11 protein-coding genes and 1 CRISPR repeat array are annotated in these 13,022 nt (G+C 47.1%); of the genes, 6 read left to right on the top strand and 5 right to left on the bottom strand.

The window, feature by feature from the left end:
- Positions 1-125 precede the first annotated feature (125 nt).
- The 6 genes from CPG39_RS10935 to CPG39_RS10910 all read left to right on the top strand — a co-directional run bounded on the left by CPG39_RS10935 (position 126) and on the right by CPG39_RS10910 (position 5,708).
- Positions 126-1,601, top strand: coding sequence for a ribulose-bisphosphate carboxylase large subunit (locus CPG39_RS10935; RefSeq protein WP_231990448.1), 1,476 nt, complete (start codon positions 126-128; stop codon positions 1,599-1,601).
- 20 nt (positions 1,602-1,621) lie between these two features.
- On the top strand, positions 1,622-2,056 hold the full coding sequence (locus CPG39_RS10930) for a ribulose bisphosphate carboxylase small subunit (protein ID WP_096293469.1): 435 nt from the start codon (positions 1,622-1,624) through the stop codon (positions 2,054-2,056).
- Positions 2,057-2,205: 149 nt separating this feature from the next.
- The gene (cbbX, locus tag CPG39_RS10925) at positions 2,206-3,147 is read left to right on the top strand and encodes a CbbX protein (RefSeq protein WP_013648679.1); all 942 of its coding nucleotides are present in this window, start codon (positions 2,206-2,208) and stop codon (positions 3,145-3,147) included.
- Between the two features lie 34 nt (positions 3,148-3,181).
- Complete coding sequence (locus CPG39_RS10920; RefSeq protein WP_096293467.1) at positions 3,182-3,535, top strand: hypothetical protein; 354 nt, start codon at positions 3,182-3,184, stop codon at positions 3,533-3,535.
- A 33-nt stretch (positions 3,536-3,568) separates the two neighbouring features.
- Positions 3,569-4,801, top strand: a complete 1,233-nt coding sequence (locus CPG39_RS10915) for a class II fructose-bisphosphate aldolase (RefSeq protein ID WP_096293465.1) — start codon at positions 3,569-3,571, stop codon at positions 4,799-4,801.
- 223 nt (positions 4,802-5,024) lie between these two features.
- Positions 5,025-5,708 (top strand): OmpA family protein, encoded by a 684-nt coding sequence (locus tag CPG39_RS10910; protein WP_096293463.1) that lies wholly within the window; start codon positions 5,025-5,027, stop codon positions 5,706-5,708.
- A gap of 89 nt (positions 5,709-5,797) precedes the next feature.
- On the opposite strand, the gene CPG39_RS10905 is transcribed toward CPG39_RS10910, so the two are convergent.
- From CPG39_RS10905 to CPG39_RS10885, 5 genes are all read right to left on the bottom strand, one after another.
- A complete protein-coding gene (locus CPG39_RS10905; RefSeq protein ID WP_096293462.1) occupies positions 5,798-6,085 on the bottom strand; it encodes a hypothetical protein in 288 nt (95 codons plus the stop codon).
- Between the two features lie 358 nt (positions 6,086-6,443).
- Positions 6,444-6,810: a CRISPR direct-repeat array (repeat unit 37 nt; unit sequence AGTTCCGGTCAGAGCACAAATCCCAATATGCTAAACT).
- 69 nt (positions 6,811-6,879) lie between these two features.
- Positions 6,880-7,170, bottom strand: a complete 291-nt coding sequence (cas2, locus tag CPG39_RS10900) for a CRISPR-associated endonuclease Cas2 (RefSeq protein ID WP_197702875.1) — start codon at positions 7,168-7,170, stop codon at positions 6,880-6,882.
- Positions 7,171-7,212: 42 nt separating this feature from the next.
- Complete coding sequence (gene cas1, locus CPG39_RS10895) at positions 7,213-8,142, bottom strand: type II CRISPR-associated endonuclease Cas1 (RefSeq protein WP_096293460.1); 930 nt, start codon at positions 8,140-8,142, stop codon at positions 7,213-7,215.
- A 5-nt stretch (positions 8,143-8,147) separates the two neighbouring features.
- Positions 8,148-11,282 (bottom strand): type II CRISPR RNA-guided endonuclease Cas9, encoded by a 3,135-nt coding sequence (gene cas9 / locus CPG39_RS10890; protein ID WP_172424116.1) that lies wholly within the window; start codon positions 11,280-11,282, stop codon positions 8,148-8,150.
- A 261-nt stretch (positions 11,283-11,543) separates the two neighbouring features.
- Positions 11,544-12,950 carry an NAD-dependent succinate-semialdehyde dehydrogenase gene (locus CPG39_RS10885; protein WP_096293458.1) on the bottom strand — a complete coding sequence of 469 codons (1,407 nt, stop codon included), beginning with the start codon at positions 12,948-12,950 and terminating at the stop codon, positions 11,544-11,546.
- Positions 12,951-13,022: the final 72 nt, after the last annotated feature.

Raw genomic sequence — 13,022 nt, 5'->3', positions numbered from 1 at the left:
TAACTATCGAAACAATTGATTGTTATTTATCATTTAGCGATTCTACACTATATCTGACCCGCTGTTAGACACCTCCTAACTAGAAGTATATAGCGTGGTTTTTTATCAATTACCTGGAGAATATGATGGCTTCACAAACGATGAAAGAAGGTAAAGAACGTTACAAATCAGGAGTTATTCCGTATAAAAAAATGGGTTATTGGGAACCTGCTTATGTACCCAAAGACACGGATGTTATCGCCATGTTCCGTATTACACCGCAACCCGGTGTGGATCATGAAGAAGCTGCTGCTGCAGTGGCTGGTGAATCTTCCACCGCGACCTGGACCGTAGTATGGACTGACCGACTCACCGCTTGTGAGCTTTATCGTGCCAAAGCATATAAGTCAGAGCTGGTACCCAACACAGGCCCGGGTACCAATAATGAGGCGCAATACTTTGCCTATATCGCCTATGACATCGATTTATTCGAAGAAGGCTCGATCGCAAACTTAACCGCATCCATTATCGGTAACGTGTTTGGCTTTAAGGCAGTCAAAGCGCTGCGCCTTGAAGATATGCGCATTCCCGTAGCTTACCTGAAAACTTTTCAAGGTCCTGCAACGGGTATTGTGGTTGAACGTGAACGCTTGGATAAATTCGGTCGCCCCTTGCTCGGCGCTACCACCAAACCTAAATTAGGTCTCTCGGGCAGAAACTATGGCCGCGTGGTTTACGAGGGACTTAAAGGCGGCCTGGATTTCATGAAGGATGATGAAAATATTAATTCGCAACCTTTTATGCATTGGCGCGACCGCTTCCTGTATTGCATGGAAGCAGTGAACAAGGCCTCAGCCGCTACCGGTGAAGTCAAAGGACATTATTTGAACGTTACCGCCGGCACTATGGAAGACATGTATGAGAGAGCTGAGTTTGCAAAATCTCTGGGTTCAGTTATTGTCATGATCGATTTGGTGGTCGGTTATACCGCGATTCAGTCGATGGCAAAATGGGCGCGCAGGAACGACATGATATTGCATTTGCATCGTGCGGGTAATTCAACTTATTCACGTCAAAAAAATCACGGCATGAATTTCCGCGTAATTTGTAAGTGGATGCGCATGGCGGGTGTCGATCATATCCACGCTGGCACAGTTGTAGGAAAACTAGAAGGTGATCCACTCATGATCAAAGGTTTCTACGATACTTTACGTGAAACACGCACGGAAAAAAGCCTGGAACATGGATTGTTCTTTGATCAGGACTGGGCGTCGTTGAATAAATGCATGCCGGTTGCTTCCGGTGGAATTCATGCGGGTCAGATGCATCAGTTGATCGATTACCTCGGTGAAGATGTAGTATTGCAGTTTGGCGGCGGTACCATTGGACATCCCCAGGGCATTCAAGCTGGAGCAGTAGCAAACCGTGTAGCACTCGAAGCTATGATTCTGGCACGCAATGAAGGTCGGGATTACGTAAAAGAAGGTCCGCAAATTCTTGCGGATGCAGCGAAATGGTGCACACCGCTCAAACAAGCATTGGATACGTGGAAAGATATCACCTTTAACTACGACTCCACGGATACCGCTGATTTTGTGCCATCCACAACTGCAAACGCTTAATCTTTTCAGGAGAAACAATTATGATGACCAATCACGGGAATGTACTCACACAGGGACAATTCTCTTTTCTGCCTCCGTTGACCGACAAGCAAATTTCCGCACAGCTTAAGTATGCGCTGAAAAATGGCTGGGCAATAGGGATTGAATACACTGATGATCCTCACCCACGTAATACCTATTGGGAAATGTTCGGCAATCCAATGTTTGATTTGAAGGATCCTGCGGGAATTTTGTTAGAAATCAATAGTTGCCGCAAAACTTTTCCAAACCATTACATTCGTGTCACTGCATTTAACTCGACACGTGGAGTGGAAAGCCCAACCATGTCGTATATTGTTAACCGGCCCAAAAAAGAGCCAGGGTTTAGTTTAGTACGCCAGGAAGGCGCTGGACGAAGCGTTAGTTACACCATTCATTCCTATGCCACCGACAAACCGGAAGCCGAGCGTTATTAGCAATTAGAGGCAAAATTTCTCTCTCCTGATGGAGAGAGAAATGAGTTAACCAATCCAACATAATTGGATTAAATGGAAGCCGTCGAAAGACTCATTAGTATGATGCAATTTAAGCATTTATCCCATGAGACCTCTATGAGTGATCAAACATGCCTAAGCAATCTAAAAACTTAATTTCATCCAAGGATCCATCAATTGATTTGGATGCAGAGTTTCGTAACACAAATATCCAAGAAGTACTGGATAAACTGGACCGTGAGTTGATTGGCTTAATTCCTGTAAAGACTCGTATTCGTGAGACTGCAGCATTGTTGCTGGTCGATCGCGTTCGCAAGCAACTGGGATTATCAGCGGGCGCTCCCAGTTTGCATATGTGCTTTACCGGCAACCCTGGCACCGGAAAAACGACAGTGGCCCTGCGCATGGCGGAAATCCTGCATCGCTTGGGCTATGTGCGTGAGGGCCACCTGGTTTCAGTAACCCGGGACGACTTGGTTGGCCAATATATCGGGCATACTGCGCCCAAAACAAAAGAAGTTATAAAAAAAGCGATGGGCGGCGTTCTTTTCATCGATGAAGCTTATTACCTTTATAAGCCAGAGAACGAACGTGATTATGGCGCGGAATCCATAGAAATTCTGTTGCAAACGATGGAAAATAACCGCGAAGATTTGGTCGTCATCCTGGCTGGTTATAAAGATCGCATGGATAAATTTTTTCATAGCAATCCGGGTATGCGGTCGCGTATCGCGCACCACATCGACTTCCCTGATTACGGTGCGGATGAGCTAGTTTCGATCGCCAAATTGATGTTGGAAGCTCAGAATTATTGTTTTAGCAAAGCCGGAGAAGAGGCTTTTGGAAAATATATCCGCTTGCGGATGAAATCGGAGCATTTTGCAAACGCCCGCTCGGTTCGTAACGCGCTTGATCGGGCTAGACTGCGTCAGGCAAATCGTTTATTTTCCGGAACCAAGAAATCATTGTCCAAAAATGATCTGATTACACTGGAAGCGGAAGATATTCTTGCCAGTCGCGTTTTTCTTGAGGCGTCACCTGATAGTAAACCCAAAGCAAAAGAAGCAGACTGATATAATAAGAATTTGAAACAAAATCTTGATAGCGATGGAAACGCTGATTCGACCCTGGCGCATTTTCCCAAAAAAGATAGAGGCGGTGTGTTATAACCGCGGTCGGCTAGCGCTGCTGCGCTTAGGACATCCACTGCGCGTCACATTGCGACAGCATCGTGGATTGGAAGTCATCCTGGATAATGCCGAGTGGTTATGTGTGGACAGTAACGATGAGGATCGTCCTATTCTGGCTTGGCGTGAGTTTAAGATACATGCGCGTAGCAATCTACACCGTCCTGTGGGCTGTGAATTATGGTTGTATCACAGTTGCGCCGGTCTCATCATGGGATCCGCGCTGGATGATCTGAACACTGCACTCGAAACGCTTGCGATTGATTTAAGATAATAATACGAGCCCCTTAAAACAGAGAGGATACAAATGCCACTCGTAGATATGCGCGACATGTTGCAGCATGCTTATCAAAATAACTACGCAATCGGTGGTTTCGGATTGGTGAGTCTGGATTTCCTGGAGGCTATTATCACGGCAGCCGAATGCTGCCGCTCCCCCGTCATTATCAACCTTTCCCAGCCGCTCTTCGGTCAGCATGATTTCAGATTAATCTTACCGGCAGTTGAACGTGTAGCACAATTGGCTAAAGTACCGGTAGCAATCCACTTTGATCACGCAAAACAGCACGAATCCATCGTCCAGGCAATTAATCTGGGCTGCAATAGTGTCATGCTGGATGTATCTTCAGAAGCATTTACCGTCAATATCGCTCACACCAGCCGCGCAACAGAGATCGCTCACGCCAGTGGTGCCGCCATTGAAGGAATGCTTGGTTTTGTCGGCGGCACGGAAGGGGAAAATGCTCTCAATCACTTAGGCGGTATCATTTATACCTCTGCAGAAGAAGCCAAAGTTTATGTTAACCGCACCAAAGTTGATTTTTTAGCGGTTTCCATTGGCACTGTCCATGGTCGTCAGAGCAGTAGAGCCAAACTGGACTTCAAGCGCCTGAAACGAATCAATGACGAACTTGGGATTCCATTAGTACTGCATGGAGGTAGCGGACTGATTGAGGATCAATACCATAAGCTGATTTTAAATGGCGTTGCTAAAATCAACTGCTACACAGAACTTTCAGATATTGCTGCTGCCACCATTCGCTCCAACGTTCAAACACGCGCTAAAAAAGGCTATATTGAAACGATGCGCGATGTTAAAAATAACCTCCAGGAGCAAGTCAGTCTATGCATGCATCGTTGGGGTTCGGCCGGCCGCGCCGCAGAAGTATTGATTCAGTGTCGTGCTTGGCAACCTGTAGAGCAAATCATTGCTTACAATGTTGAAGAACGCTATTTGCAACACATAGAAACCTTTATCGAACGAAGCCGCGAAACATTATGCGCGATTCCAGGAGTACGCCAGGTTTTCTCTGGTTGGGCATTAACTGCAGCGGATCAATATCATCTATGCTGGCGTATTCAATTTGTAACTACCGATGCCAGCAAAAATTTCCAAACCCATGCGGAATATCTTGCCTTTATCGATCAGCTTGCGCGTATATCGGAGCCTGACAAAATCAATATTACATTCGCTGCAACTGCAGCGGAACCGAATCCCCGCATAGAAGAAATCAGAATTTCTCCGGCACAGTATATTTAGCATAAAATGCAGATACCATTAAGTCGGATATGCATCAGCAATAATACAACTTGAAAGTTTATTGGCATTTCAATGTAACATCTTATTATATTTACTGATATGATACTCATCATTGCCTATGAAATATCAAGTGAGTGGTTATGTTCTCTAAATACTATCGTAATAGTAATCTAAAAGCTGTTTCAGCTATTGCGCAACGAAATAACGTAGCAAGGAGATACCCATGAAAACTCTTTCAATTTTAATTGTTCAAGCTCTAATCCTAACGTTGACCGGCTGCGCAACCATGACGGACACGCAACGCGGCACAGCGCAGGGAACCGCGATTGGCGCGGGTACAGGAGCTGCGATCGGTGCACTGATTGGAGGCAAAAAAGGCGCTGCCATTGGTGCAGGCTCAGGCGCTCTGCTTGGCGCTGGCGCCGGTTATATGTGGTCACAGCGGATGGAAGAACAAAAAAGGGAAATGGAGACAGCCACCGCAGGTACAGGCGTGCAAGTCACGCAAACCGAAGACAATCGCCTCAAGCTAAATATCCCCAGCGACATCTCCTTTGACACCGGCCGGGCGGACATCAAATCAGGCTTCAGACCCATTCTTGATAATTTCGCAACCACCCTGATTAGTAATGAAGGCACAGCCGTCAAAATCATCGGGCACACTGACAGCACCGGCAGCGATGCCATTAATAATCCGTTATCGGTTAATCGGGCTGCCAGCACGCGAGATTATCTGGTGAGCCGGGGCGTATCGATTAAACGCATTCAAATTGATGGCCGCGGCTCCCGTGAACCCATGGTTGAAAATAATACGCCCGAAAATAGAGCGGAAAATCGCCGTGTGGAAATTTTTGTGACGGAAACACAACCAGCGCCGGAAGCAGCTCCTGATCAATCTAAACAGTAGAATCAACCAACTACCGTCGATTATCGGTCTCCAGCGACTCTTAATAACTGCCTTGATACCACCTGACCAAGGTTACTACCGCATACTTTTTAGTATGCACCAAGATACTCTTTACCGATGTCTGAGAATCTTTTACCCCCAATCAGCAACACAGCTGAATCCGGATTGGCTTCGAATAGATCCCGTACCATAATTATCGATTCTCCGCCCAATCCTTGCATTGATAGCGGATGATCCAAGACGCCAATCGGCGCAAGTAGGATTGCGTAGCTGTGCTCTACACCCCTCGACAACCACTCTTTAAGCAACTCCCCGACACTACCTGAAGCCACCTGGGCTATCAGCTGTAAATCAACCGGAGAACCGGGAAAGGTCATGATCAAATTATTGACAACACCACACGGATACTAAAAAGGAACCCGGCACATTTAAAGGAAGAGAGCAAAATGTGCCGGGCAAGTGATGCGTGAGGGCTTATGTTCACGCAGCAAGGAAGAACAAGAAATGTAATTTGCTACCATCCGACTACGCGAGAGAATGCGCTGGTTGCTGCGGTATGCCAATCACTAATTGATGGACAGTACGCATATTACACAATAATTTTTACAATTGCAAACGATTCTTATTATCATTATCAGATAAATTCGTATAACTAATGTTGTCCCTGCTTTGCTTGCTCGATTCAGCCATATTTTGAATACTCGTACTGTCATTCACAGAACCCATTTATTTCCAAGTTCCGGTCAGAGCACAAATCCCAATATGCTAAACTTCCGGGCGGCTTCTTGAGGTTGTGTTTACAGTTCCGGTCAGAGCACAAATCCCAATATGCTAAACTGAGCAGCACCGATAGCCGTCAAGCTGTTAAGTTCCGGTCAGAGCACAAATCCCAATATGCTAAACTTAACTGCGCGGATCGTATGCCGCCTGATGAGTTCTGGTCAGAGCACAAATCCCAATATGCTAAACTTGAGCCATAACGATGGAAGGGAAGGGTAGAGTTCTGGTCAGAGCACAAATCCCAATATGCTAAACTGTTCTTTATGCTGTTCCGTCAACGGCCGATGTTCTGGTCAGAGCACAAATCCCAATATGCTAAACTAGCTGTACATTAACCCCATGATTATTAGAGGAGTTAATGTACATGCCAGTGAAGAAACCATAATATTTGTCAGAAAAGTTCATATTGTTCGGGTGATTTTTTGCTTGCTTGTTTGCTTTTTCCGCGAAAAGTAATGATGCGTTCGTATTGCTTGTCGGTAAATTGCAGGATATTGACTTTGCCGCCTGTAGGCAAGCTTTTTTCTACTTGCGTGCAATACGTATCGATCTGACTCTGACTGCTGCAGAAACGCATGTAGACAGAAAATTGCGACATTTCAAAACCCATATCCAACAGAGTATTGCGAAAATCTGTCGCGGCTTTGCGCTCAGCTTTTTCAACGACAGGTAAATCAAACATGACAATAACCCACATTAAGCGATATCCTGAAAGCATAGCACGTTAGTCCTCCATAAATGATGCAGCAAGGTCGAGCGGCAGCCCTGGCAAAGGCAAGTCCATTTTATTTCTTTCCCCCATAAAAACTTGCGCCAGCGAGGTGGCAAGTTTTTGCGTACAGACCATCAACGGCGTGGCTCCCACACTAGTTTGCATATCGTCATATACCGTTCTGACCAACTCACGTTTACTGTCGGGTGTCACCTGGGATTCGCCGTGTTGATGCAACTGCCAGACTTTCAAATCAATAACAGGACGAAAAGGCTCCATTAAATCGTCCACTAGCCGCATCGCATTGCTTTCATTACTGTGATGCAAGCCGATCGTCGGATGCAATCCTGCTGCTACCACGGCACGTGCGGTAGTAGCGCGCAAAACGGTGTAACCATAGTTGAGCATAGCGTTAAGGCCATCACTCTGCTGATCGCGGCGGAAATCATCGCCAAATAAAAGTCCCCAGTAGCGCCGCGCCCCTTGCGCCTCGAAGTTATCCGGATCGCCGGAACGTACTTTGCGCACCAAAGCTTGCAGCGGAATAAATGGTGCTCCTGCAGCCTCAAGCGCGTCAGACTGCTGCTGAAGTTTGGATTTGACAATGTCTGCCCAAAGCCGCTTTTTGAGCGGTTGACTGGCAGCAAGCTGCACATCAAACCGTTTTGCTTGCTGATAATTACCGTCGATCGTCAGCACCATACCCACTGCATTGTGATTCGCGGCACACAGCACAAACGGCGCGCAACGCTCGGCCAGCGCCACCAGCAGGTTGTTGGTATAACTCAGGCCATGCGCATTGGCGATAACCGCCGCAATGTCATCCAGGGGTATTTGCCCTAATTCCTTGCGTTCCCCCTCGGTATCTTTGACCACCATGAAACCGCGAGAGAGAAACAGATGCCGCCGGTCATCCGCTACTTCAACGATACGACCGATCATTTGGGTTATTCCTTGAAACCCGGATCACGGGGTTCGCCGATGGGTGAAATGGTTATTCGACGCGCTTTGGCTTTCTGAAGAGAACCTCCTGTTTTAAAAACATAGCAGATTTCTTTAGTTCGGGTTCTAGCATCAACATTGGCTTCAGTTACATCTGCCAGTGCAACTTGACCGTCTTCTCTCATTTTACAAACACGTAGGGTTCTTATTATTCCTTCATGTTCCAATCGCACAAAATCATTACGAATTAACCGCATTACCAATGGCTTTCCACTGACACTCAAAACCGGATGCCGCAGTTGTACAATGCCATATTTACGTACTAATTGATAAGCATCAAACGTGGAAATAATCTCGCCTTCCCAGCGGCCTTTTTCATTACGGACAATTTCAATACAATAATTGCTATCACCTTTGTAGCCCTTATAGGGTCTCGGTTTGCCAGTAGGCAACAGACCATGCCGATCTATGGCTTTAGTATCAGTAATTTCAATGACTTTAAGGCTGTCTTCTATGTATTCACGTTTTCCTTCCACCATTTTATGAAAACTGACTCTGCCATTACCTCGTAAACCATAGGCTGTATCGTTATGCATGGCCCCTTCATGGCTGTGATCCGGTCTATGGCTAACCCAAATCCCATCAATGGCGCGCCGGACATGTTCCCTGTAACTCTCCCACGGTAATGGCATATTTTCCACAAGGCGATTAAGCTGCCGCTCACGCGCACTGGCGCTGGCTGCTGCAAAACGCTGTAACAAGCCCTGATCCGTTACCGCGATTACGCAGGCATCCACTGCATGATGACGGTGATCGTTGCGGTTTTTCTCGCCATTTAATCCGAGTACATCATTCAGGCCAAAATTGCGGCGTAACATAGCGGTCATTTGCCCTGGAATGACGCGCGTATTGGGACAAATCAAGCTCATATATTCACGTGCAATCTTGCTTAAGTGGCGCGTATCGTTCAGTGCGCGCGCCAGAAAGCCCGCATCGTCTTTTAGCCAGCGTTGATACCCGTCTTCGGCGAAGCGGTAACGCTTTGCTTTGGGCATTAATTCAGCTCTGGTTAGAATCCCAGAATAGTCAAACCCCGAGATATTTGATGTACCGAAAGCTTCCCAAGGTGTACGATTGCCCTTGATGCGATTGGCTTGGCGAAGTGCCACGGTTTTATTATTGAGACTGTCATCCAGTGTTTGCGAGAAAGGCAGGATGTGTTCGACTTCCACTTCATCACTTAACAACATGACGGTACTCACTTGAACACCGGAATAAGGGCAGCGGCGATCCGCGGGATCAAAACTAAGTTCCTCCCACAGAATCATTTTCTCAATGTCATCCCGACGTACACGTTCTTCACTGATTCCCAGAATGTCCGCAATATCTTTACGCAGCCGTTCGTTACGTTTCTGATTCTCGGCTTGCCGCTTGTTTTCTTCATCCCGTCGATCTTTGCTTTGCTTCAGGTCGCGTGCCACTTCAACAATTATTTCACTGGGGTGTCCGTAGCGTTTGATCAACGCATTCACTACAACGCGAATTTGATTGAGTCCGATATGCACCGTAGGGTTGGCGATTTTGCCGTAACGTTTTTCAATGGAATCTTCCGGTTTGCCACTGCCAAAGCCGACATGACGTTGCAGATATTCGCCGTAATAAGGCAGTTCCTTATGAAGGTGGAATTGCTTGATTTCACCGGAGTTCCGATCGATACTTTCAATTTTGAAAGTAATATCGGGAATTTCTTCATTCCGATTGAGCTTGCTATGATGCTCGAAGCCGGCAGCTTGCACCGCTTTATCGTATGTCATCACATCACGACGCAGCTCCGGCAAAATACGTGCCAACGCTTCGATACATAAACTGCCGTAACCTTCCGGCAATCCGGCATTAGCAATAACTTCAGCGCTTTTTTCATCGATGCCTGTCTCGTCTTGCAGCCATCGAACAAGTTTGGCTTCATTTTCTTCCTTGATCAATTGCAGTACGATGGCATCTTGCTTGGCTTCATTGAATGCAAACCAGGCTTCGCCAAAATGTTCCGATTTGCCGAGGATGGCGCTGGTGGTATTGCCTTTAAGTTCTTCACGTTTGGGGTCTTCAAAATTAAACTGGACTGAACCACCCACGCCAAGCAATTTCTTGATTTGCGTAAAAGTACGCCTATTGTTTTTTTCCAGCGCATTGATCAGATCGTCGCGCTGTTGCAATGTCAATGATTCTTCTTTCAACCCTTCACGCAAGATGCGCAGATTATTCACTTCCTGATACATACGGAAGCGTTGCGTGCTAGGCAAAGCCAGTGGTGCGCGTTCCTCTTCGGGCATAAAAGTGCAGCGTCCCGGTTTGACCGGTTTGAGCGAACGCTGGTATAGCAAAATATCTTTCAGATCGGCTCGAGCATTTTCTGTAAACAAGATTGGATTCAGTTCGGATTGTTTCTTCCATAACGCATCGAATTCCTGCTCGATCATGGCACGATCGATGTAGAGATCATAATATTTATCGATCTTGGTCTTACCGTCATCTTTGACGATTTTGTCTTGACGGTAGCGGGCACGTACTGTGCGGTCCTTCGGCAGTTTACTGAGGTCGGTAAAACGCTTGTAAAGTAATTCGCCGACTGTTCGAGGTTTACCGTCATTTCCTTGCGGATCAAGGACTGAATGCAATTGTTTGATCGCAGTTTTCAATGCGCCACTATCACTATCTCTTTTATCGGTTTTGCGATTGCTTTTGAAGCCGCGCCGCTGATTAATATGAAACAATGCGCGGGCAAATTCAGAAGGGGTTAGCGCTTCATTCAACCCTTTGGCACGTAGCGCATAGGGATTCAGGTTTTCCAACGCTTTGCGCTGTGTTTCATTCGCGGGGAAAAAACCATATTCGATGAGTGTGCGCATCATGCGTGCCTTGCGTTTGAGCAAACGGTCACGGCGGCGGCGCATGCTGCGGGCTTCACGTCGTGTTACAGCCAAAGAAGAACCGTCCTTGGGATTACGTCCATTTGAGAAAATACGCACCCCTGCTTTGATAACTGCACAAGGTTGCTGGTTGGCATTCAATCTAATCATTGCCCAACCCAGTGAAGTTGATCCTAAATCAAGTGCCAGGCGATAACGCATCTTATGCAGCATGGTGTATTCTCCGGTTGAAGGTAAGGTTTCTATATGATTTTATTGATTATTCTAGTTACCTCGCGTAGAATATGCAACGAAATAGTTTATTGGGATTTGTGCTCTGAACGCTAACAAGCAGAAAGATGCACCAAATGAGAAGGCCGCTACATGCGGCCTTTATTTTTTGATCAGCACTATTCATAATCTGCGAGCACACTTCTTCAATTCAGTGCATGCGGGTGTATATTTTGCAAATGACACTTGCACCGGAAACTCCAATTAGCCAACAGCAACAGGCCCCCATGGCGGTGAATCGGGTGGCGCAATGTTAATCAGCTTTTCATTGACAAATGCGCCAAAACCCAGCTCGGATAGCTCACGACCGAAACCCGAACGTTTGATGCCGCCAAACGGTAGTTCGGCGGCTGTCCATACCGGTTGATTGATAAAAACCATGCCGCAGTCGATTTTAATTGCGATTCTGCGTCCGCGCCCGACATCGGCAGTAAAGATCGAAGCACCGAGACCAAATGGCGTCGCGTTTGCCAACCGAATCGCTGCTTCCTCATTTTCCACAACCTGGAATGAAGCCACTGGGCCAAACAATTCCTGTGCATGGATTGCGTTATCCTGATTGATGCCGGTAAGTATTGTCGGCTCCAGGTAGAAGCCAGGCCGATCGATTCTTCTGCCGCCAAGAACAATTTTTCCGCCGTCTTGTTTGGCCCGTGCAATCTGATGCAACAAAGTGTTCAATGTTTTCTCGGAAGATAATGGCCCCAGAGTAGTTTCTGGATCTTCCGGATCTCCGGCTTTCAATGCCGCCATCCGCTGGATAAAACCATCGAGAAATTCCTTTCCGCGCTCTTTGCCGACGACAATGATGCGCTTCGATCCGACGCAACATTGACCGGTATTGAACATCCTCCCGAATAAAGCGCTATTGAGCGTTGATTCCAGCGGCGCATCTTCGAGCACTATCAACGGATCACTGCCACCCATTTCCAGCACTGCTCTCTTGAGGTTGCGGCCGGCATGCTCCGCAACCACCGCACCTGCATGTTCACTACCGGTTAGGGTGACACCACGAACTCGCGGATCCTCGATTATCGCGCTGATCTGTGGAATACTGGCAAATATATTCGTATACACACCTGTAGGCGCCCCTGCTTCTTCAAACAAGCGGGCAAACGCCAGCGCCGATTGCGGCACATTCTCCGCATGTTTGAGCAGCAATACGTTGCCAACCATTAATTGCGGCCCCGCCACTCTTGCGATTTGGTAGTAGGGAAAATTCCATGGTTCGATGCCGAGTAAAACACCGAGAGGTTCGATATGCAGTTCCGCTGCAGAGGTTTCGGGAAGTTTTCTCGGTTTCAGATAGTGCGCGGCTTTTCGGGCGTAGTAGTCCAGTATATCGGCAGAAAGAGCGACTTCCGCGCGCGCTTCGTTGGTGAGTTTTCCCATCTCGAATGTTAAATAATGAGCATATTCTTCACTCTTTTGGCGAAGAATGGTGGCTGCTGCAGATACGATCTTGCTCCGCTCAGCTATCGGGCGATGGCGCCAGTCGGCCTCAAAAACCCAATGAGCATTTGCAAGTGCGCTCTCCAAATCCTGATCGGGTATATCTGCGTAAGTTTTAACCAGTTGTCCTGTTGCCGGATTGATTGTTTGATAAGTCATTGTTGTCCTTTAGCGTGATATTGAAGGCTAAAATTCTCTTGCCTTGGCCGACCCGATCGGGTCGGGTTGGCC

The organism is Nitrosomonas ureae (assembly GCF_900206265.1).
GTDB classification, from domain to species: domain Bacteria; phylum Pseudomonadota; class Gammaproteobacteria; order Burkholderiales; family Nitrosomonadaceae; genus Nitrosomonas; species Nitrosomonas ureae_C.
This window is presented reverse-complemented; position numbering and strand designations above follow the sequence as displayed.